The sequence below is a fragment of the Cryobacterium frigoriphilum genome, from assembly GCF_004403305.1.
In the GTDB taxonomy this organism is placed as follows: Bacteria; Actinomycetota; Actinomycetes; order Actinomycetales; family Microbacteriaceae; genus Cryobacterium; species Cryobacterium frigoriphilum.
On the sequence record NZ_SOHE01000051.1, the window covers coordinates 1 to 21,407 of the forward strand.

Annotated in this window: 18 protein-coding genes; 7 read left to right on the plus strand and 11 right to left on the minus strand. The window is 67.4% G+C overall.

The genetic code is table 11. The features are described 5' to 3' along the window. Window positions 1-678: 678 nt before the first annotated feature. Together E3T55_RS11625 and E3T55_RS11630 are read right to left on the minus strand one after the other, a co-directional pair. Window positions 679-1,071 carry a DUF1761 domain-containing protein gene (locus E3T55_RS11625; protein ID WP_134519740.1) on the minus strand — a complete coding sequence of 131 codons (393 nt, stop codon included), beginning with the start codon at window positions 1,069-1,071 and terminating at the stop codon, window positions 679-681. A gap of 315 nt (window positions 1,072-1,386) precedes the next feature. Then, a complete protein-coding gene (locus E3T55_RS11630; protein ID WP_134519741.1) occupies window positions 1,387-2,604 on the minus strand; it encodes an NADP-dependent isocitrate dehydrogenase in 1,218 nt (405 codons plus the stop codon). A gap of 167 nt (window positions 2,605-2,771) precedes the next feature. Here E3T55_RS11630 and E3T55_RS11635 point away from each other — a divergent pair, with 167 nt between their 5' ends. Together E3T55_RS11635 and E3T55_RS11640 are read left to right on the plus strand one after the other, a co-directional pair. After that, the gene (locus E3T55_RS11635) at window positions 2,772-3,224 is read left to right on the plus strand and encodes a GNAT family N-acetyltransferase (protein ID WP_134519742.1); all 453 of its coding nucleotides are present in this window, start codon (window positions 2,772-2,774) and stop codon (window positions 3,222-3,224) included. 21 nt (window positions 3,225-3,245) lie between these two features. Next, window positions 3,246-3,593, plus strand: coding sequence for an MGMT family protein (locus E3T55_RS11640; RefSeq protein WP_134519743.1), 348 nt, complete (start codon window positions 3,246-3,248; stop codon window positions 3,591-3,593). A gap of 137 nt (window positions 3,594-3,730) precedes the next feature. Here the strand turns inward: E3T55_RS11640 and E3T55_RS11645 are convergent, their stop codons facing one another. The 4 genes from E3T55_RS11645 to E3T55_RS11660 form a co-directional block, all read right to left on the minus strand. Continuing rightward, the gene (locus E3T55_RS11645; RefSeq protein WP_134519744.1) at window positions 3,731-5,536 is read right to left on the minus strand and encodes an ABC transporter ATP-binding protein; all 1,806 of its coding nucleotides are present in this window, start codon (window positions 5,534-5,536) and stop codon (window positions 3,731-3,733) included. Beyond that, complete coding sequence (locus tag E3T55_RS11650) at window positions 5,533-7,374, minus strand: ABC transporter ATP-binding protein (RefSeq protein WP_134519745.1); 1,842 nt, start codon at window positions 7,372-7,374, stop codon at window positions 5,533-5,535. The genes E3T55_RS11645 and E3T55_RS11650 overlap by 4 nt, the downstream gene beginning before the upstream one ends. A gap of 810 nt (window positions 7,375-8,184) precedes the next feature. Beyond that, complete coding sequence (locus tag E3T55_RS11655) at window positions 8,185-9,264, minus strand: Glu/Leu/Phe/Val dehydrogenase dimerization domain-containing protein (protein WP_134519746.1); 1,080 nt, start codon at window positions 9,262-9,264, stop codon at window positions 8,185-8,187. 78 nt (window positions 9,265-9,342) lie between these two features. After that, a complete protein-coding gene (locus E3T55_RS11660) occupies window positions 9,343-10,581 on the minus strand; it encodes a mechanosensitive ion channel family protein (RefSeq protein ID WP_241993022.1) in 1,239 nt (412 codons plus the stop codon). A gap of 108 nt (window positions 10,582-10,689) precedes the next feature. Here E3T55_RS11660 and E3T55_RS11665 point away from each other — a divergent pair, with 108 nt between their 5' ends. The 3 genes from E3T55_RS11665 to E3T55_RS11675 all read left to right on the plus strand — a co-directional run bounded on the left by E3T55_RS11665 (window position 10,690) and on the right by E3T55_RS11675 (window position 13,393). Then, entirely contained in the window at window positions 10,690-11,544 is an 855-nt protein-coding gene (locus tag E3T55_RS11665) for a hypothetical protein (RefSeq protein WP_134519747.1), read from the plus strand. After that, window positions 11,535-12,674, plus strand: coding sequence for a hypothetical protein (locus E3T55_RS11670; RefSeq protein ID WP_134519748.1), 1,140 nt, complete (start codon window positions 11,535-11,537; stop codon window positions 12,672-12,674). Before E3T55_RS11665 ends, E3T55_RS11670 begins: the two co-directional genes overlap by 10 nt. 104 nt (window positions 12,675-12,778) lie before the next feature. After that, a complete protein-coding gene (locus E3T55_RS11675) occupies window positions 12,779-13,393 on the plus strand; it encodes a hypothetical protein (RefSeq protein ID WP_134519749.1) in 615 nt (204 codons plus the stop codon). A 70-nt stretch (window positions 13,394-13,463) separates the two neighbouring features. Here the strand turns inward: E3T55_RS11675 and purH are convergent, their stop codons facing one another. The 5 genes from purH to sucC all read right to left on the minus strand — a co-directional run bounded on the left by purH (window position 13,464) and on the right by sucC (window position 19,977). After that, entirely contained in the window at window positions 13,464-15,233 is a 1,770-nt protein-coding gene (gene purH, locus E3T55_RS11680; protein ID WP_134519750.1) for a bifunctional phosphoribosylaminoimidazolecarboxamide formyltransferase/IMP cyclohydrolase, read from the minus strand. After that, a complete protein-coding gene (gene purN / locus E3T55_RS11685) occupies window positions 15,230-15,823 on the minus strand; it encodes a phosphoribosylglycinamide formyltransferase (protein ID WP_134519751.1) in 594 nt (197 codons plus the stop codon). The genes purH and purN overlap by 4 nt, the downstream gene beginning before the upstream one ends. A gap of 9 nt (window positions 15,824-15,832) precedes the next feature. Next, complete coding sequence (locus E3T55_RS11690; RefSeq protein ID WP_174775464.1) at window positions 15,833-17,401, minus strand: cell division protein PerM; 1,569 nt, start codon at window positions 17,399-17,401, stop codon at window positions 15,833-15,835. Between the two features lie 471 nt (window positions 17,402-17,872). Beyond that, window positions 17,873-18,772, minus strand: coding sequence for a succinate--CoA ligase subunit alpha (sucD, locus tag E3T55_RS11695; RefSeq protein WP_134519752.1), 900 nt, complete (start codon window positions 18,770-18,772; stop codon window positions 17,873-17,875). A 35-nt stretch (window positions 18,773-18,807) separates the two neighbouring features. Next, entirely contained in the window at window positions 18,808-19,977 is a 1,170-nt protein-coding gene (gene sucC / locus E3T55_RS11700) for an ADP-forming succinate--CoA ligase subunit beta (protein ID WP_134519753.1), read from the minus strand. Window positions 19,978-20,175: 198 nt separating this feature from the next. On the opposite strand from sucC, the gene E3T55_RS11705 reads away from it, so the two are divergent. Then, complete coding sequence (locus E3T55_RS11705; protein ID WP_134519754.1) at window positions 20,176-20,898, plus strand: VIT1/CCC1 transporter family protein; 723 nt, start codon at window positions 20,176-20,178, stop codon at window positions 20,896-20,898. 25 nt (window positions 20,899-20,923) lie between these two features. After that, window positions 20,924-21,334 carry a DUF3054 domain-containing protein gene (locus tag E3T55_RS11710; RefSeq protein WP_134519755.1) on the plus strand — a complete coding sequence of 137 codons (411 nt, stop codon included), beginning with the start codon at window positions 20,924-20,926 and terminating at the stop codon, window positions 21,332-21,334. The last annotated feature ends 73 nt before the right edge of the window (window positions 21,335-21,407 follow it).

A 21,407-nucleotide genomic window follows, 5' to 3' on the forward strand; every position in this document is an offset into this window, starting at 1 on the left:
GCCGATCTGTTCAAGACCATCGAGAAGTGCGAGCGATTCATCATCGGCGACCAGCGGGAAGACGAGTCCCTCGAGAGCGTTGGCGAGGAGTTCGTTGATTTGAGCGAGGCGTGAAACCGGATCGTGGTCGGCATCTGTGTCCGACGGGAGTGTCTGTGACATATACTCATTTTACTCCTGAATGGACAAAAATACCAGAGAAACTCAAGAACTTTTTCTGAGTCTGGTATTTATCGACACCCCGAGTAGCGGCCTGTTCGGCTGGCTGAGCGTGCTGCAGAAGCTCCCGCACTCGGAGTCTGAAACGCATCTTTTCAACCCGAGCCTCTCACCACCCACCGACACTCCACACCCATGCTCTGCACTCGACACGTCGCACCTGGCACCCCGCACCCCACACCCCACACCCCACACCCCACACCCCACAACCGGCACCTCGGCAGCCGGTACCCCGGCGGCCAGCGCCGCGGCACGACCGCGCGTTGCTGCATCGCTCACGAAAACCGAGACGGCGGCGACTGCCCACTGCCAGTCATTGAGGCCGCCGAAAAACCGGTTGGTGGCCGCTTCTCGCCATCGGATATCGTGCCTGCCGACACCGGTCTTCGTGTGCGCAAGACGACACGACCAGGAGTCAAGAAACACACCACGGGGCGGCCGAGAACACGCCGCGCGATTTTACTGCAGCAGGCCGATGATCGTGCCCATCACCGTGAACGACACGAGGGAGTACGAGCCATTGATGTAAAACAGCGTGAGGCTGCGCCGCTCGAAGAGGTAGTTCACCCCGAAGGCCGCCGCCACGAACGTGGTGCCGGTCGTAATTCCGGCGAAGACGCCAAACCCGAGGCCACCGTCCCCGATGAATGCCGCGAGGCTCGCCGCCATCACGAACGCGAGCGCGAATGCCGCCCCGAAGATGCGGAAGGCGCCGGTTTGCAGTTGTTCGTCGGTGACTCCGGCCTCGCGCTGCCACGACTTGGCGAACAGCGTCGAATACCAGAGCGCGCCGATAGAAAAGTTGGACAGCGCTGCGATCAGCACCGCGAGCCAGTTGATCGACACGTCCATGACGACTCCTTCGGGTGAGACTCACGCATCGTGCAGCATGCGCACAGAGTAGTCCCGCCGGGTCTTCAGCGCTGCAACCGGGACGCGCACGCGCGGCACCCACACCCGACCATCGCTGCGCTCACGCTCCGACGAGGGTACCCGTCACCACGCGAAGCGTCGCGGATGCCCCCTGCCCCACTTCACTCCCCCCTGGCGCGTTAATCCGCGAAAGCGGGTGAAGCGTCGGTTAGCGAGTGCCTAACTGACGGTTCACCCGCTTTCGCGAGCAGGTGCAGAGCAGGTGCAGAGCAGATGCAGATGCAGGTGGTGTGGCTACTTACCCAGGCGCGCCTGCAGGTTCTCGGCGAGCGAGGCGAGGAACTCCTCGGTCGTCTGGTACGCCTGCTGCGGGCCGACCAGCAGCGCGAGGTCCTTGGTCATCTTGCCGCTCTCGACGGTCTTGATGACGACATCTTCGAGGGTCAGCGCGAACTCGGCCAGGGCCGGGTTGTTGTCGAGCTTGGCGCGGTGGGAGAGGCCCCGGGTCCAGGCGTAGATCGACGCGATCGGGTTCGTCGAGGTGGGCTTGCCGAGCTGGTGCTGGCGGTAGTGACGCGTCACGGTGCCGTGGGCGGCCTCTGCCTCGACGATCTTGCCGTCGGGCGTGGAGAGCACGCTCGTCATCAGGCCGAGCGAGCCGAAGCCCTGCGCGACGGTATCGGACTGCACGTCACCGTCGTAGTTCTTGCAGGCCCACAGGTAGCCACCCTCCCACTTCATGGCCGACGCGACCATGTCGTCGATCAGGCGGTGCTCATAGGTGAGGCCGGCCGCTTCGTAGCCGGCCTTGAACTCGGTGTCGAAGATGTCCTGGAAGATGTCCTTAAAACGACCGTCATAGGCCTTCAGGATGGTGTTCTTGGTCGACAGGTACACCGGAACGTTGCGCTCGAGGCCGTAGGCCAGGGTGGCGCGCGCGAAGTCGGTGATCGACGAGTCGAGGTTGTACATGCCCATTGCGACGCCGTCGCCGGGCGCGTTGAAGACCTCGAAGGTCGACGCCTTGCTGCCGTCTTCCGGGGTGAAGGTCATGCTGAGCGTGCCCTTGCCCTGAAAACGGAAGTTGGTGGCCTTGTACTGGTCGCCGTAGGCGTGGCGGCTGATGATGATCGGCTTGTTCCAGCCGGGCACGAGGCGCGGGATGTTGCTGATGACGATCGGTTCGCGGAAGATGGTGCCGCCGAGAATGTTGCGGATCGTGCCGTTGGGCGAGAGCCACATCTTCTTGAGGCCGAATTCTTCGACGCGGGCCTCGTCGGGGGTGATGGTTGCGCACTTGACGCCGACCCCGTGCTTCTCGATGGCGTGAGCCGCATCGATGGTGATCTGGTCGTTGGTCTCGTCGCGCTTCTGGATCGAGAGGTCGTAATACTCGAGGTCAATGTCGAGGTAGGGGTGGATGAGCGTGTCCTTGATGGCATGCCAAATGATGCGCGTCATCTCGTCGCCGTCAAGTTCAACGACCGTTCCTTCAACCTTAATCTTCGACAATGGCTTCTCCTCCGGGGTTCGACGGCCCACTATGGCCATCTGCAAGCCTACTAGAGAGTAAGAACTATCTTGACATCGAGATACATTCCCCCTTTCGGGGTGGTTCCGACCCCCGGAAGCGCTCCGATCGGGTACCGGCGACCCCGAGCGCGCAGTAGCCTGAACACATGGGTGAGCTGAGACTGGAAGAACTGTCCGCACGTAACATCGTTGCCGCCAACAACCTGAGCCTGAAACCGGGACAGGAAGCGTTCGTGGCGCCCGTCTCCTACTCAGTGGCCGCATCCGTCATTAATCCCGCAACCGCGTGGCAGCGTGTCGTGCTGCTCGACGGCCAGGTCGCCGGATTCATTCACGGCAATTTCGACCCCGAATCCGAGCACGAAGAGTTTCGGGCCTGCATCTGGCGCATCAACGTGGATGCCGGCCTGCAGGGCCAGGGAGTGGGCAAGTTCGCCTCCGACGCCCTCGCCGAAGAGGCCCGCGCCCGTGGCTTCGACCACATCAACGTCATCTGGGAGCCCGGAGAAGACGGCCCCGGCGCCTTCTTCCACCGCATCGGCTTTGTCGACGTGGGCGAGACCCAGTACGGCGAAACCATCGGCGCCCTGCAGCTCTAACCGTTTCGAGAGCGGATGCCCATGGCCGGGTCTTCGGACGTCACCGAGCCGCCGCGCGGCGAGGCCTTCGCCGAGCACGTGCTCGCGATCGTCGAGTCGATCCCGCCCGGGCGAGTGATGACCTACGGCGACATCGCCGCGGTACTGGGCAGCCGTGCGGCACGCACGGTCGGCCAGATCCTCGCTCACAGCGGCGGCAGCGTGCCGTGGTGGCGCGTGGTGCGGCACGGCGGACATCCGCCGCCCGGCCTCGACGGGCGGGCCCGCGCACACTACGGCGCCGAGGGCACTCCTCTCGTCGATGCGACGACGGATGCCGGCTTCCGCGTCGACTACGCCGCCGCCCGTTGGTCCCCCGACCGGTCCTGACCGACTCGCGGCACTCCTGAGCTCTCGCGGCACTCCTTCAGCTCTCGCGGCACTCCTCAGGCTCTCGCGGCACTCGTTCGAACGAGTGCCGGCTCGCGCAACGAGTGCCGCGACGCACCCGCCGGGATTCGAGCGGCCTAGACCAGGGAGTCCCGCCAGGCGGCGTGCAGCTGCGCGAACCGCCCGGTACCGGCGATGAGCTCGTTCGGGGTGCCGTCTTCGACGATCTTGCCGTGTTCCATGACGAGCACCCGATCGGCGATCGCGACCGTCGACAGCCGGTGCGCGATGATCACCGCGGTGCGGTCGCTCAACAGCGTCTGCAGCGCCTCTTGCACGAGCCGTTCGCTGGGAATATCGAGCGACGAGGTGGCCTCGTCGAGGATGAGCACGGCAGGGTCGGCGAGAAAGGCTCGCGCGAACGAGATCAGTTGGCGCTGCCCGGCCGAGACCCGCCCGCCGCGTTTGTTCACGTCGGTGTCGTAGCCGCCCGGCAGCTGCGAGATGAAACCGTCGGCGCCCACGGCACGCGCGGCCGCCCTGATTTCGTCGCGCGAGGCATCCGGTTTGCCGATCGCGATGTTCTCTGCGACGCTGCCGCTGAACAGGTACGCCTCCTGGGTGACCATGACGATCGCCCGGCGCAGGTCTTTGGGGTGCAGGTCGCGCAGGTCGACGCCATCGAGCAGCACGCAGCCCTCGCTCGGGTCGTAGAAACGGCTCATGAGCTTGGCGAGCGTGGACTTACCGGCGCCCGTCGACCCCACCAGAGCGATGGTCTGCCCCGAGGGAATCTCGAGGTCGAAGTGCGGCAGCACCACTCGATCGGTCTTGTAGGCGAACTGCACGTTCTCGAAGGACACCGTGCCCTTCGCCTTCCACAGGTCGACGGGGGTGGTCGGGTCGGGCACGCCCGGGCGCTCTTCGAGCACACCGGAGATCTTCTCGAGCGCGGCCGCGGCCGACTGGTAGGAGTTGTAGAACATCGCCATCTCTTCGACCGGGTCGAAGAAGCGGCGTGTGTAGAGCAGCGTCGCGAGCAGGGCACCGATCAACAGGTCGCCCTCGACCACGCGGAAGCCGCCGACGAGAAGCACAGCGGCGACGGTGACGTTGCCGATCAGCACGAGACCAGGGTCGAAGACACCGAACAGCTGGATCACCCGGGCGTTCACGTCGCGGTAGCTCTCGACGAGGCCCCCGAACTGCTTCTCGTTGCGTTTCTCCTTGCGGAACGCCTTCACGGCGCGGATGCCGGTCATCGTCTCGACGAAGTGCACGATCAGGCTCGCCGAGGCGACCCGCGACTGCCGGAACAGGGTCTGCGAGCGCACCTGGAACCAGCGTGTGAGCACGGCGAGCGGAATCAGCGCGCCGAACAGCACGAGCCCGCTCGTGCCGTCAACGAGAAAGAGCGCGATCGCGGTGAAGAGCATGTAGAGCACGCCCTGCACGAGCTGATTGATGCCCGAGTCGAGCAGCTCACGGATGGCGTCAAGATCGCTGGTCTGCCGGGAGATGATGCGCCCGGAGGTGTAGGACTCGTGAAACTCGAGGCTGAGCTTCTGGGTGTGTAGAAACACCCGTTTGCGCAGGTCGATGAGCACGCTCTGGCTGACCCGCGCGGCGAGCACGGTGTACCAGGCGATCAAAAGCGCACCACAGACACCGGTGACGAGGTAGACCGCGCCGGCCGCGCCGAGCGGAACCCAGTCGTTGTTCAGCAGTGCGGGCAGCCCGCGGTCGATGCCCAGCGCGATGAGCGCCGGGCCGGCGACCTGGGCGGCAGTCGAGACGACCACGACGAGCATCGCGAGGATGACCTGCCCACGCACCGGGCGCAGCAGGGATCCGAGCAGGCGCAGCGAGCGCGCACGAATCTGGCGGCTCTCGGCCTTGGTGAAATCGTGGCGTTCCTCGCCGGCTACTCCGGTGACGCTCACAGCGCCTCCTCCGCTCGTTGGGCCTCGCGTTTGACTTCGTCTTCGAGGCTCGAGATGACGAAGCTGTAGTGCTCGTTGCTGGCCAGCAGCTCGGAGTGGGTTCCGACCGCGGTGATGCGGCCGTTTTCGAGCAGCGCGACCCGGTCGGCGAGCATCACCGTACTGGGTCGGTGCGCCACAATGAGGGTCGTGGTGGACACGAGCACCTCGCGCAGCGCCGCCTCGACCAGCGATTCGGTGTTCACGTCGAGCGCGCTCAGCGGGTCGTCGAGAATCAGCACTGCGGGTTGGGCTGCCACCGCGCGCGCCAACGCGATGCGCTGGCGCTGCCCGCCTGAGAGACTCATGCCCTCCTCACCGACCAGGGTGTCGACGCCATCGGGAAGGTCGTGCACGAAGCCCGCCTGGGCGATGGTCAGCGCGGAAGCGAGTGCGGCATCCGCTGCCTCGCTGGGTTCGCTGATGCCGCTCGCGTCACCGTATTCGGTGCGGCCGAGCAGCACATTGTCGCGCACGGAGGCCGAGAACAGGGTGGCGTCTTCGAAGGCCATCGCGAGGTGGCTGCGCAGTTCTTCTCGGCCGAGGCTGCGCACGTCGACACCGTCGAGGGTGACGGCGCCGCCGGTGACGTCGTAGAGGCGAGTCGTGAGGGCGGTGAGGGTGCTCTTACCGGAACCGGTCAGGCCCACGAGGGCCATGGTCTCGCCCGGTTCGAGCACGAGGTCGATGCCGTCGAGCAGGTCGGGAAAGCGCTCGGGTGAGTCCGCATAGCGAAAGTGCACGTTCTCGAACGCGAGGCGGCCGCGCGGCTGGCTCAGGGTCACCGCGTTCTCGGGGTCGACGATCTCGTTCGGGGTGTCCAAGATGTCGAAGAATCGGTCTGTCGCGGTGCGCGCGTCGAACGTCATCGACAGCAAGAATCCGATGGACTCCACCGGAAACCGCAGCACGGTCGCGGTCGCGAAGAAGGCGGCCAGTTCACCCACGCTGAGGTCACCCTGCGCGGTCAGCCAGACGCCGACAATGAGGCAGATCGCGAACGCCACGTCGGGTACCAGCAGCAGCCAGAGCCAGATCCCGGCGATCGCGCGGGCCTTCTCGATCTCGGTGCCTCGCAGGTCTTCGGCCTGGGTGGCGAAGTTCTTCAGCGCGAAGGAGCCACGACCGAAGGCTTTCAGCACGCGGATGCCGTGCACCGACTCCTCGACGGCCGTCGCGAGGTCGCCGGCCTGGTCCTGGCTGCGCCGCGCGATCACGGAGTACTTCTCTTCGAAGACATAACCGTAGATCCAGATCGGAATCGAGCAGACGATGAAGATGAGGCCGAGCAGCCAGTTCATCGAGAACAGAATCACGACACCGACGATGATGGTGACGAAGTTCACGACGAGCAGCACGAGCCCGAACGACACCCAGCGGCGAATCAGGTTCAGGTCGCTCACGGCGCGGCTGAGCAGCTGGCCGCTCGGCCAGCGGTCGTGGAACGTGACGGGCAGGTCCTGCAGGCGAGCGTAGAGCCCGTTGCGCATGCGCGCCTCGATGTGGGTGCCCGGGGTCAGCACGAACCAGCGGCGCAGGGCGATCATGATGGCCTCGAGGATGCCGAGGCCGAGCACGATCCAGACGGCCGGCCAGATCTCGCTCGGGTCGTTGTTGCCGGTGTTTATTGAACTGAGCGGGCCGTCGACGAGGCCCGCGAGAACCTGCGGGATGGCGAGGGCCACGAGCCCGGCGAGCAGGGCGGCGAGTGCGCCGAGCGCGAGCCGTGGCAGTGCCGGGCGGGCATAGGGATAGAGACGAAGCAGGGTGCGGAACGTATTCCGCCGAGTGCTGGGCATGGTGTGTCCTGAACGACGGCGTTGTGCGGCCCGGTCAGGCAGCCTTTCAGACTATGGCCGAACGGGGCTAGACCGCAAATCCCCCGGGTGCATGCCCGGTTGTCGCCGGTCCCCGATATCTCGGCGCTGTGGATCCACGGCGTGCCGAGGCACCGAACGCCAACAAGCCTTGGCGCAGGCACCGCGCAGCGGCGGAAGTACCGCGCAGCGGCGCAGCTACCGCGCAGCGCACCCTCAGGAGCCTCCCGCGACGGGGGCGGCCGAGCTACGCGGTAGAACCGCCGCTACGCGGTAGGCGTGCCTGCAGCGCAACGGCGCAGGTACCGCGCGGCGCGAGAACGCGGCATCCGCTCACCGCACACCCTGGCGCAGGCACCGCGCAGCGGCGGAAGTACCGCGCAGCGGCGCAGCTACCGCGCAGCGCACCCTCAGGAGCCTCCCGCGACGGGGGCGGCCGAGCTACGCGGTAGAACCGCCGCTACGCGGTAGGCGTGCCTGCAGCGCAACGGCGCAGGTACCGCGCGGCGCGAGAACGCGGCATCCGCTCACCGCACACCCTGGCGCAGGCACCGCGCAGCGGCGGAAGTACCGCGCAGCGGCGCAGCTACCGCGCAGCGCACCCTCAGGAGCCTCCCGCGACGGGGGCGGCCGAGCTACGCGGTAGAACCGCCGCTACGCGGTAGGCGTGCCTGCAGCGCAACGGCGCAGGTACCGCGCGGCGCGAGAACGCGGCATAGGCACCGCGCAGCACCCGCGCAGCACCCGAGCAACAGCAGCGGGCGAGCGGATGCAGCGGGCCGGGCCTGCGGGCTAGGCTGCGGCGTCGAGGCGGGCCGCGGCCAGGCGTTCGGCGGCGGCGAGCGTCGTGATGCCCTCGGTGTGGGCATCCGTGAAGATCTGCCCGAGCACGTCGCCGATGGCGGCGACCCGGGTCGCGATCGCGGCCGCGTCGGCGTCGGGCTCGCTCGCCATCGCGAGGAACACCACGCCGCCGGCGTTCACGACGAAGTCCGGTGCCCAGAGAATGCCGCGGGCGTCGAGTTCGGCGGCTCCCGCGACCTCGGCGAGCTGGTTGTTCGCGGCGCCGCAGACGCCGAGCACGTTGAGTTCGCCGATGACGGTCGCGTCGAGCACCCCGCCCAGGCCGCACGGCACGAACAGGTCGGCCTGGATGCGGTGCGCGCCGGCGACCGGCACCCAGTCGGCGCCGAGCTCGTCGGCGAGTTCGCGCTTGTCGGGGTTGATGTCCGTCACGGTCAGGGTCGCGCCGGCGGCGGCGAGGGCGCGCGCGAGGCGGCCGCCGACCTGACCGAGGCCCGAGATCACGAGGTGGCGTCCGGTGACCTCGCGGCTGCCGAACAGGGCCTCGAGCGTGGCGAGGATGCTCGCGTACACTCCGGCAGCGGTCGCATCGGCCGGTTCGCCGACGCCGCCGGTTGCCGTCGGCAGGCCGCAGACGTGTGCGGTGCGCTCGGCGACGATGGCCATCAGCTCGGCGCTCGTTCCCACGTCTTCGGCGGTCATGTAGGCACCGTTCACGCTCTCGACGGCGTCACCGAGGTCGAGCATGGCGTCGCGCTTCTCGTCATCGCTCAGCACCGTGCCGAGTGGCAGGTAGACGACGGACTTGCCGCCACCGAGGTTCAGGCCGGCAGCCGCGTTCTTGAGGGTCATGGCGGCGGAGAGGCGCAGCGCGTCGGCGACGGCATCGGTCCAGGTGGCGTACTGCCAGACACGGGCGCCGCCGAGGGCCTGTCCGAGGCGGGTGGAGTGCACCGCGACGGTGATCATGAGGCCGGAGCGGGCGCCGGTCGTGATCAGCACCTTTTCGTGCGTGAACGGGATCGCGGCGAGCGCATCGAGCGACGGTGCAGGTTGCGTAAGATTCATGGGATTCTCCGGACTGGGGTCTGCCGGCCGGGTGGGCCGACGTCGAATGGGCGCGGGGTATTGCGCCACCCGAACAGACTAACCGCGTGAGCGCCCAGCGCCCGGTTCCAAGCCCGAATCGGCACCAGGATCGTTGCCCACCGCACTTCGCTCCTGCACCGGGATCGACTCCGTGAACTGGGCGGCGCGCTGTTTGGCCTTGTCGTCACCGGAGAACAGGCCGACGGGTTCGGTGACCGGATGCCGCCGCTCCCGTTTCGCGGGCACCTCCGGCGGCCGCTCCTGCCGCAGTTCCATGCGGCCGACCGGGATCGCTTCCGGGTTCTCGGCGTTCAGCCACGTGATCAGGTTCTCCCGCACGAGGCAGCGCAGGTCGAACAGGGTGGGAGCGTCGTGAGCGGAGACCAGCACCCGCACGCGCACGAAGCCGCCCACGGCATCCGTCACCTGCAGCACCACCACGCGCTCGTCCCAGAGCCCGGTCGCCGCGACGATGCGGTTCAGTTCTTCGCGCATGCCGACGGGGTCGACGCGCCAGTCCAGGTCGAATTCGACCGCGCCGAGCAGTTCGCTCGTGTGACGGGTCCAGTTCTGAAACGGGTTGGTCGTGAAATAGGTCGACGGCAGCACCATGCGGCGGTCGTCCCAGATATGAACGACGACGTAGGTGAGGGTGATCTCCTCGATCTTGCCCCACTCGGTTTCAACGATCACGACGTCGTCGACCCTCAGCGCGTTGTTGAAGGCGAGCTGCATTCCGGCGAAGACGTTCGCGAGGGTGGACTGCGCGGCCAGCCCCGCAACCACGCTCAGCAGCCCGGCCGAGGCGAACAGGCTGGCGCCGGCGGTCGCCGCGCCCGGCACGCTGAGCAGAATCGCGCCGATCGCGCAGATGATGAGAATGACCACGCCGATGCGCCGCAGCATGCGCAGCTGAGTGCGCACCCGGCGGGCGACCCGGTTGTCGCGCACGTCGATGCGGTACCGGGTGGCGGCGATCTCCTCGAGAAAATACAGCAGCGCGCAGAGCAGCCAGGTCGCCGAGCCGGTGAACAGGGTGCGAAAGACGAAGTCAACGGGCTGGGCCAGCGCCGGATCGGTCACGAGATACAGGGTGTCGGCGAGCCAAAGCAGGCCGACGAGCACCGTGATGCGAAACGGGATGCGCGCGAGCCGCAGCAGCGCGCGCGCCCAGGCCTTACGCCGCCCGATCAGGCGAAAGGTGAGCGACATGACCGCCGTCACGGCGACCGCGAGCACGACCGCGGCGAGCACGGCGAACACGATGGGCGGAACGAAGAAATCGAGGATCGTCACGGCACCACCCTAGTTGGCAGGCACGCGGTGCCCGCGGTCTGGCCGGGATCCCCAACTATCCAGTCGGCCGAGTCGGGAATATGATGCCGGAATAAGGCGGAGGCAGGAATGACTTTTCCGGAGAACTTCGACCCCATCTACTTCGACGATTCGACGTGGGACGAACGGGTGCAGGCTTGGCAGCATCACAACGTGTCGCGAGGGTTCTCGGGCGGCAACGCTGAGCTGGTACGAAAACTGCTCACTCACAGCGAAACCGGGCTCCGAGTCGTCATCAACATCACCCCGGCGGCGCTGGAGTCCATGCTGCGCGCGGGTGCCTACCGAAACCTCTACGAGGCTCCCGTCATCGGCGGTCGCGCACGGACGGTTTCCGAGGCTCGCGAAACGGTCGATGACAAACTGTCGCTCGGCTCCGACACCTATTTTGGTGCTCTGGCCGTGGGCGGTTCTGGTGTGCGCTACTACGGTGCCTATTGCCTGGTGCTGTCACCCGAGCTGGTCGAACCCGACACCCAACTCTTCGACCGCGACTCCTACGACATCCTGCTGCCCCCTCTGCTGGGCGCTCCGATGAATTCCGAGAACATCTCGGTACTCACCGGAAAATGGCAGACCGACCGGATCGAGATGGTGATGCTCAAGGTCTTGCCCGAAATGCGCCACGACAGCAGGCTCGTGACCGCCGGAATGATTTCTAGCCTGGTTCTGCGCGACCAGGAGTTTGTCGAGGTCCACCTGCGCCAGAAGTTCGGCCCCGAAGATCTCGAAGAGATACGCGAATCACCCGATGATGCCGCCACCGAGATCGACATTCTGGAACGCCGCCGGGCAGGCCTGCACGTGGCGTCCGAGGAGGGCGAATGGGTTCGCCGTCGGTCGCGTCTGGCCGAGCTGATGGACGACCAGAGGGTCAAGCACCGGGTCGTGACGATGTATGGGAGGGGATACCAGTGGATGTGAGCCAGAGCTGGTTCATCGACGCGTGGGCTGTGCGCGATGGCGCGCTGTTTGCGTCCCAGCGATCACCCGACGGGCTCGACGATGCCTCCAGTACGGTCTTCATGACCGTGCCCGACCTTGAACCCGAGGCCGTCGGCCGCATCAGCACCGCTTTGCGGGCGACCCGCGTTGGCTTTCAGACCGGCTTCTTCGACGAAGACGGTCGGGAAATCCCGTTTGGCAGCCTGCCGCAGCTGCAGGAACTCGCCCGCCGCGCCTATCTGGCGAGCGGCCTGGGCGACGATGGCGTGGCCCAGGCGGCAGGGCCTCACCCCGCCGGCCCACCGACGCAATGGCCGGGTGCACGCTTTCTGGAGCGCTCAGTTCAAGTGCTCGATCTGGACAACGAACCGTGGTCACCATGGACCAGCGCGGCGTCGGCCGAGTTTCTGCCCAAGGATCTGGCCAATGCCACGGCGCAGAAGGGCGTGCTGGCCCTGGTGCGGGCCTATGCTCAGGCCGTCACGATCGACTGGGAAGCCGGAGTCGCCCGCGAACCGGCCGAAGGCGTACCGGATGATCTGCACCGACGGCACGTCGCCGAGTTGGTGCGGTGGTACCTGATCCTGTTGTCCTGCCGCATCTGGCCGGAAGTGGACGACCTCGCGGACTTTCTGCATGAGAACACGTCTCCGGTGGGAGACGAACATCTGGCTCAACCGTGGCTCGGCGTGCTGCGTCAGCCCTTCCTCGACCTGCGCGAACGCTACGGCGACTATCTGCAGGCCGAGGCCCCGGCCAACCTGTCGCTCTACGGCGTGACTCCGTACGCTCGCCCCCTGCGTCTGTGCGACCACCGAATTCTCCTGGAGTGTGACGCCGATCATCCGCACGCCCATGCGAGTTACCTGGAACTGGTTCCGGCGCTTCTCTCCACCCTCGTCGCTGCTCCCAGCCGCTGGGCCGTCGAGGATCTGCAGAAACTGGGCAGCCCCGAAGGTGAACGAATCTTCTCAGCACTGAAACTGCCCTCGGGAAGGCTCCCGTCTGCGGCCGAAGCCGAGCTCACCAAATACACGCGCAACATGATCTCCGGCCACCACCCTGACGACCCGGTGGCCCATGGAAGGGAAGCGGTAGCGTCGTGGTGAGACGATGGGCACTCATCGGGGTCGGCGTCACCGGTCTGGTCCTGCTCGCGATCGGGGTCATTCAAGCGGCCTTTTTCACGGATGCCACCAATCCGGTGGTCCTGGTGATCACCGGAGCGCTCCTGATGGTGAGTCCGTTTCTCATCGATCGCCTCGAAAACCTGACGGTGGGCACGACCGGGGTTGAGCTCAGGCTCAGCGTCACGGTGGCCGAGTTGGGGGCCCCGAAAACCGCGCTCCTGCTGGATCACAGCGATCTGGCCGCCGCGGTGGAGTCATACGCCTTCGTTCGCACGGTACTCACCGATCCGCGGCATCTCAACGCGAAGGTTGTTCTGCAGGACTCGCTGGTCGCCCAGGCCGTCGCGCTGGCCAATCGGGAAAAATTCTCGGCGACCGAGGTGCGCCTGCTGTTTCGCGAGGGACCGCCGATTGTGCGTACGCTGGCGCTCGGCCTCATGCAGGGCAATCCGGACCTGGCCGACGGCACGTCGATCTTCACGGCGGTGAGCAGGTCCCAGACCGGCAACGAGCAGTACCACGCGCTTGTTCTGGCCAGACTCTGCTGGCGCGACCTCAGCCCGGCCGACCGGGGTGCGATTCTCGCTGCGGTCGACGCCGATCCCTTTATCGCCGGGGACGCCGACCGGCGCGAGGCGGCAAACCAGCTCCGAGCACTGGATCGCAAGTTCAGGCGGACGTCCGCCGACGACGAGTGAGTCGGGCTAGCCCCTCAGGACTCAGGAGTCCCCCGGTGCCGACCCGACTCATCCCTCGCGTCGAGAGCGCCTAGTGGAAGAAGTGACGCTCTCCGGTGAAGTACATCGAGACGCCGGCCGCGGTGGCCGCGGCGATGACCTCGGGGTCGCGCACCGAACCGCCCGGCTGCACGACCGCGGTGACGCCGGCCTCGAGCAGCACCTGCAGGCCATCGGCGAAGGGGAAGAACGCGTCGGAGGCGGCGACGCTGCCCTCGGCACGGTCGCCGGCGCGGCTGACCGCGAGGTGGCAGCTGTCGACCCGGTTGACCTGGCCCATTCCGACGCCGACGGATGCTCCGTTACGGGCCAGCAGAATGGCGTTCGACTTCACGGAACGGCACGACTTCCACGCAAACTCGAGGTCGGCGCGGGTGGCGGCGTCGACCTCGGGGCCGGCGACGAGCTGCCACTGGTCAGAGGAGAACTCCTCGAAGCTGTCGGTCTGCTGCACGAGCAGGCCGCCGGAGATCTGACGCAGTTCGAGCGAGGAACGGGCGTAGTCCTCGGGAAGCTCGAGCAAGCGGATGTTCTTCTTCTTGGTCAGCAGTTCGACCGCGGCCGGCTCGAACCCGGGGGCGATCAGCACCTCGGTGAAGATCTGGCTGATCGTCTCGGCCATGCCGAGCGTCACCGGGCGGTTGGCGGCGATGACTCCGCCGAAGGCCGAGACCGGGTCGCAGTCGTGGGCGCGCTTGTGGGCGCTCGCGATGGCATCCGGTGCCTTGGGGTTGGCGACGGCAATGCCGCACGGGTTGGCGTGCTTGACGATCGCGACGGCCGGTTCGCTGAAATCGAAGGCGGCGCGCACGGCGGCGTCACCGTCGACGTAGTTGTTGTAGGACATCTCCTTGCCGTGCAGCTGCACGGCCTGGGCGATGCCACGCCCGCCTTCACCGACGTAGAGCGCGGCGGCCTGGTGCGAGTTCTCGCCGTAGCGCAGCACGGCGTTGCGGCTGGCCTCGATCACGAGGGTGTCGGGAAACGGCGACTCGGGGTCGTCGGAGTTGTCGAGGGTCTCGTCGAAGGGGGCGTCGAAGACCGAGCCGGCCACGGTGGGGTCGTCGCCGATGGCGCTGTCGTCTGCTCCGAGCGAGTTGGCCAGCGCCGCGGCGCCCTCGGCGTCGGCGGCCAGAGCGTCAACGGCGTCGTCATCTTCGGCCCACTGGTCGTAGACGTTGGCGGTGAACCACTCGGAGACGGCGAAGTCATAGTCGGCGGTGTGCTCGAAGGCGAGTGAGGCGAACTTCTGGCGCAGGCGCAGCGTCGTGCCGCCGGCTTCGACCGCGGCGACGAGCTCGCCGTAGTTCTCGGGGTCGACGACGATCGCGACGTTGGCGTGGTTCTTGGCCGAGGCGCGCACGAGGGCGGGGCCGCCGATGTCAATCTGCTCGATGACCTCGGCGTCGGCCGCGCCGCTCTCGACGGTTTCGACGAAGGGGTACAGGTTGACCACGACGAGCTGGAACGGCGCAATGCTCAGGTCGGCGAGCTGGTTCTCGTGCGCCTCGAGGCGCAGGTCGGCGAGGATGCCGGCGTGCACGCTCGGGTGTAGCGTCTTCACGCGGCCGTCGAGGGACTCCGGGAATCCGGTGACCGTGGCGACATCCGTCACCGCGTGTCCGGCGGCGCGAATCGCAGCGGCCGTGGATCCGGTGGAGACGATCTCGACGCCGGAGGCGGCGAGCACCGCGGCGAGTTCGAGCAGGCCGGTCTTGTCGCTGACGGAGATGAGGGCGCGTTCGATTTTGATCGAATCACGGTCGCGGTAGAGGCTCTGCGCCAGGGTGGGTGCGCTCATGCGGGGGAATGCTCCTTGAGATTGACGTGGCCGTTGGCGATGTCGAGCACGGCCTGCACGAGCAGCCGCCGTTCGACAAGTTTGATGCGCTCGTGCAGGGCGGCTTCGCTGTCCCCCGCCTCGATCGCGACGCGTTCCTGGGCGATGATCGGGCCGGCATCGACTCCGCCATCGACGACGATGATGCTCGCGCCGGTCTGGGTGGCCCCGGCAGCGAGGGCATCACGCACCCCATGGGCACCGGGAAATTCGGGCAGGTACGCCGGATGCGTGTTGATCAGGTTGGGCGACAGGGCCGCGACCACGCGGGGCGGCAGCAATCGCATGAGTCCGCTGAGAATGACGAGGTCGGGCTGCCAGATACGGATCTGCTCGAGCAGGGCATCGCCCCAGGCGGCACGATCGGGGTAGGACCCGTAATTCACGGCGAAGGTCGGGATGCCGAACTCCTCGCCGAGGCCCAGACCGTCGGCGTCGCGGTCCGCGCCGATGGCCACCACCCGGGCCGGATACTCGGCGTCTTCCGACGCCTCAAGCAGGGAGCGGAGGTTGGATCCCCCGCCGGAGATCAGTACGAGCAGTGACAGCACCACTCGAGCTTACCGTTTCGCGGGCGGCGGGCCCGATCGGTCGGTGCCGGGGCCGGAGTCGGGGCCGGTGTCGTCGTCTTCCTCGGCGCGCAGAAAGCGGCTGAGGCGCTCCCGGCGAGTGCCGGTGGCGGCGGCCTTGGGTGCCCGCACGGGCTTCGGTTTCGGCTTGGGTTTGGCCTGCCCGGTCCGTGCCGGCTTAACGTCGGCACTCTGCGCGCCGCCAGCCTGGGAGCGGCGCCGCCCCAGGCGCGGCCACCGTCGCCGGGCAGCGGATGCCGCGGCCTGCGTGCCCGAGGCGGTCGTGCGGGGGCGTGTGGCCGGTCGGGCCCGGCGCTGCGGCAGCACGACGTGACCGCCGACGAGCATGCCGAGCACGGCGGCCACACCGACCTCTGCGGCGGCGAGGGCGCCCACGAGCAGTGGGTTCGGGCCGACCTCGGTCAGGCGTCCCGGTCCGATCGCGCCGCCCGACCACCAGGCGAGCAGGCCGAGCAGCAGGCCGGCGAGCAGCCCGATACCGACCCCGGCGAGCACCTGCGCGAGGCGACCGGGGTCGGGGATGCCGGGCTGGCGCATCCGCTGCCGCGAGATGACGGCGGCGACGAAGCCGATGAGAATGGGCACGAGCAGTCCCAGAAAGCCCCACTCGAGGGTGCCCTGCGGCAGAGCGCCGAGAATCGGCAGGCCGGGAATCGGCCCGAGCACGGTACCGGCGGGCGAGACGCTGCTGCCCACGCCCACGGCGACACCGGGGCCGACGAACCAGGCGGCGGCCCAGGTGACGAAGTTGGGAATGAGCGCGAGCTGCATGAGCGTGAGCGTGGCGCCGCCGAGTACCCCTGCCTGCACGGCTTCGTAGAGCCCGATGATGGTCGTGTAGTTGAGCCCCACGAGCACGGCGACGGCGATTGCCGCGACGCCCATGATGCCCGCTGTCGTCGCTGTGCCGCCGCGCAGAACCGCGATCACGACGGTGCGGGCCGTCTGGGGCAGGGCGAGGTAACGTTCACGAATGCTGCGGGCGACCGGGTCGAGTTGCACGATTCCGGTCGCGCCGGGCAGTCCGCGGCCCTCGCGGGCACCGAGTTCGGAGCCGAGCAGCACGCCCGCGGCGTAGATCAGCGGCGGCAGCACGAATCCCTGCCACAGAATCGGGCTGACCATGGCCGTCTGCGCCGACACGGTCGCGAGGCTGGCAAACAGTGCATAGCTCAGAACGGATGCCGCCACCCCCACCCAGCGATGCGGCGTCTCGGCCGCACGGCGGCCGGTGCGCACGCCCAGAAGCACCGCCGTGAGAGCGAACCCGAGCGGCGCGAGGGTCAGCAGAAACGGGGTGTCGGCACCGGCGAAAGCGAAGGCCAGGGCAATTTCGGGGTCGAGCTGCACGAGCAGGTCGACGCCGTTGCCGATCAGCCAGATGTCGACGGCGGCACGCCAGAAGACGAACCACTCCACGGCGAGGCCGAAGTGCGCGGCCCAGAGCACGGTCAGCGGCACGAGCGCGATCCCGATGCCGATAGCGACGACAAGGAGCGCCTCGAGAGCTGCTAGCAGGGCTGTCGTTATGCGATTCATCCGGCTTGAGCCTACCCGCCCTAGGCGACGCATCCGCTCTAAGGACACGGCATCTCGCCCGACAGAGCACCGTGACGCCGTAGCCGGGCGGTCGGGGCACTCCCCCAGCGAGCGGGCACTCCTTGCAACACGTGCCCGCTCGCCGGGCGAGTGCCGCGAGGGTCGGGCACAGTCGCGGCACTTCTTGCGGCACTCTTCCCGCACGCGGGCACTCACCCCACAAGCAGGCACTCTTCCGGCGGGAGACGGACCCGTCGCGGCACTCGTTGCGCAAGCGGGCACTCATCCGCCCGGAGACGGACCCGTCGCGGCACTCACACCGCAAGCGGGCACTCCTTGCAACACGTGCCCGCTCGCCGGGCGAGTGCCGCGAGGGGAAAGGCGCGCGGCGCATCCGCTCACGGCGCCCGAAACGCGAGCAGGGCCCGCCAAATGGCGGGCCCTGCGGGTTGTGCGTGGTGCGGCTGGTGGCTAGACGGCCACTTCGAGCTCGGCCAGGGCCGCGCGCAGCAGGGTGGCTGCCTCGCTCGGCGTCTTGCCGACCTTGACTCCGGCGGCCTCGAGGGCCTCCTTCTTGCCCTGGGCGGTTCCGGCTCCGTCGGAGACGATGGCGCCGGCGTGGCCCATGGTCTTGCCTTCGGGGGCGGTGAAGCCGGCCACGTAGCCGATGACCGGCTTCGTGACGTGCGCCTTGATGTACTCGGCGGCCTTCTCCTCGGCGTCGCCGCCGATTTCACCGATCATGACGATCGCGAGGGTCTCCGGGTCGTTCTCGAAGGCCTCGAGGGCGTCGATGTGCGTGGTGCCGATGATGGGGTCGCCACCGATACCGATCGCGGTCGAGAAGCCGAGGTCGCGCAGTTCGTACATCATCTGGTACGTGAGCGTGCCCGACTTGGAAACGAGGCCGACCGGGCCCTTGCCGGTGATGTTCGCCGGCGTGATGCCGACGAGCGCTTCACCGGGCGTGATGATGCCGGGGCAGTTCGGGCCGATGATACGGGTCTTGTTGCCCTTGGCCTTGGCGTACGCCCAGAACTCGGCGGAGTCCTGAACCGGCACACCCTCGGTGATGATGACGAGCAGCGGAATCTCGGCGTCGATCGCTTCGATGACGGCGTCCTTGGTGAACACCGGCGGAACGAAGACGATGGAGACGTCGGCGCCGGTCTTCTCGACGGCCTCTTTGACCGTGCCGAAGACGGGGAGTTCCACGTCGCCGTGCGTGACGGAGGTGCCGGCCTTGCGGGCGTTGACGCCACCGACGACCTGGGTGCCGGCCTTCAGCATGAGGGCGGTGTGCTTGGTGCCCTCACCTCCGGTGATGCCCTGAACGATGACCTTGGAGTCCTTGTTGAGGAAAATAGACATATTTTGTTCCTAGTCCTTGATCTCGACAGGCTCGATCAGCGGGCCGCGTTGGCGAGTTCGGCGGCCTTGGCGGCGCCCTCGTCCATGCTGGCGGCCAGAGTGACGAGCGGGTGGTTGGCCTCGGCCAGAATGCGGCGGCCTTCCTCGACGTTGTTGCCGTCGAGGCGCACGACGAGCGGCTTGTTCGCGGCCGTGCCGAGGGTCTCGAGCGCTCCGACGATGCCGGAGGCAACGGCGTCACACGCGGTGATGCCACCGAAGACGTTGACGAAGACGCTCTTGACCTGGGGGTCGCCCAGAATGACGTCGAGTCCGGCTGCCATGACGGCGGCGGATGCTCCGCCCCCGATGTCGAGGAAGTTGGCCGGCTTCACGCCGCCGAAGTCTTCGCCGGCGTAGGCGACGACGTCGAGGGTCGACATGACGAGCCCCGCGCCGTTTCCGATGATGCCGACCTCACCGTCGAGCTTGACGTAGTTGAGTCCGGCGGCCTTGGCCTTGGCCTCGAGCGGGTCGGCGGCGGCAGCGTCTTCGAGAAGCGCGTGCTTCGGGTGACGGAAGTCGGCGTTCTCGTCGATCGTGACCTTGCCGTCGAGGGCGATGATGTCGCCCTCTTCGGTCAGAACGAGGGGGTTGACCTCGACGAGCGTCGCGTCTTCACCCTTGAACACGTCGTAGAGCTTGACGAAGACCGGAGCGACCTTGTCAACGAGCTCGGCGGGGAACTTCGCGTCGATGGCGATCTGCTTCGCAACGGCGAGGTCGATGCCGACCGAGGGGTCGACGGCCGTGTAGGCCAGCGCTTCGGGCTTCTCAACGGCGAGTACTTCGATCTCCACGCCGCCCTCGTAGCTCGCGAGCGAGAGGTAGGACCGGTTCGACCGGTCCAGCAGCACGGAGAAGTAGAACTCCTGCTTGATGCGGGCTCCGCCGGCGACCATGACGCGGTGCACGGTGTGGCCCTTGATGTCGAGGCCCAGGATGTCGCGGCCTGCGGCCTCGGCGTCGTCCGGAGTCTTGGCTACCTTGACGCCGCCGGCCTTGCCGCGGCCGCCAACCTTGACCTGCGCCTTGACGACGACAACGCCGCCGAGCTTCTCGGCCGCGGCACGCACCTCTTCGGGGGTGTCCGCGATAATGCCCGGTAGTACGGGAACGCCGTACTCCTCAAAGAGGTCTCTGGCTTGGTATTCGTAAAGATCCACGCTGCTCTTCCAATCCGCATCTGAGCGCTCACGCTGCTTTTGGGGGTGATGGTGGGCAGCCATTGCCGTAAAGTAGCTCGACATCAAGACATACCGACCCTTAGAGACTCTATCGGGTCACGGTGGCGTGTTGGGTCACCGGTGCAGGCTAGCCACACCTTGCTGGAATCCGACGGGCACAAGTGCTTATCTAGGTTTATGAATTCTGTAGACGACGCCACTGAAACGCAGTCCGTCGAACCCCATGCTGCGGGCCTGGCCTCCCGGTTGAACTGGCTGCGCGCCGGGGTGCTCGGCGCCAACGACGGCATCGTGTCGGTGGCCGCGCTCGTGGTGGGCGTGGCGGCGGCAACGACCGACGCATCCGTCATCTTGATCGCCGGCGTGGCCGCCCTGCTCGCCGGCGCGATCTCAATGGCCCTCGGCGAATACGTGTCGGTGAGCAGCCAGCGCGACTCCGAGCGTGCCCTGATCGCCAAGGAGACCTGGGAACTCGAAAACGAGCCGGAAGAAGAGCTCGCCGAGCTGGCCGGTTTCTACGAACAGAAGGGGCTGACCCCCGAGACCGCACGGCAGGTCGCGATCGAGCTCACCGACCATGACGCCCTCGCCGCGCACCTCGAGGTGGAGCTGCACATCACCGCGGAAGACGTCTCGAACCCCTGGACGGCTGCGTACGCGTCCGCGATCGCCTTCACCGTCGGTGCGGCCCTGCCGCTGCTCGCGGTGCTGCTGCCGCCGGCCGAATGGCGCGTTCCGGCGACGTTCGTGGCCGTGCTGGTCGCTCTCGTGATCACCGGCTGGCTCAGCGCCTACCTCGGCAACAGTCCGAAACCACGCGCGATCGCCCGCATCGTGATCGGCGGACTGCTCGCCCTCGCCGTGACCTACCTCATCGGCGGGCTGCTGGGCGGCGCATAGGGTGACGCGGCGTAGGGTGAGCGCTATGACCACACCTCGTCTGCCCGCGCTCGCCCTGCTGACCGACGCGGTGCTCGTGACCGCGTTCGTACTGATCGGGCGGGCGAGCCACAGCGAAGGACTGCTCGGCACCCTCGTCACCCTCTGGCCTTTTCTCGTCGCCCTCCTCGGCGGCTGGCTGATGACCCGCGCCTGGCGGGCGCCGCTCAGCATTGTCTGGACCGGCCTCGGCGTCTGGGCGGCCACGGTCGTGCTGGGCCTTGTGCTGCGGGTCGCGAATGGCCAGGGTGTGCAGCTCTCGTTCATGATCGTGACGACGATCGTGCTCGGCGTGTTTCTGCTCGGCTGGCGCGGTGTCGTGCTGCTCATCGCCCGCGCGCGCACCCGCCGCGCCGGTCTGCTGGCCGCAGCGAAGCGGATGTCCACCGCCGGCTGATCGCGCCACCCACCCTAGACGGTCCCCAACGCCGGGAGTATTCTCAGCGCATCCGCAGGCCGTCGACAGGTGG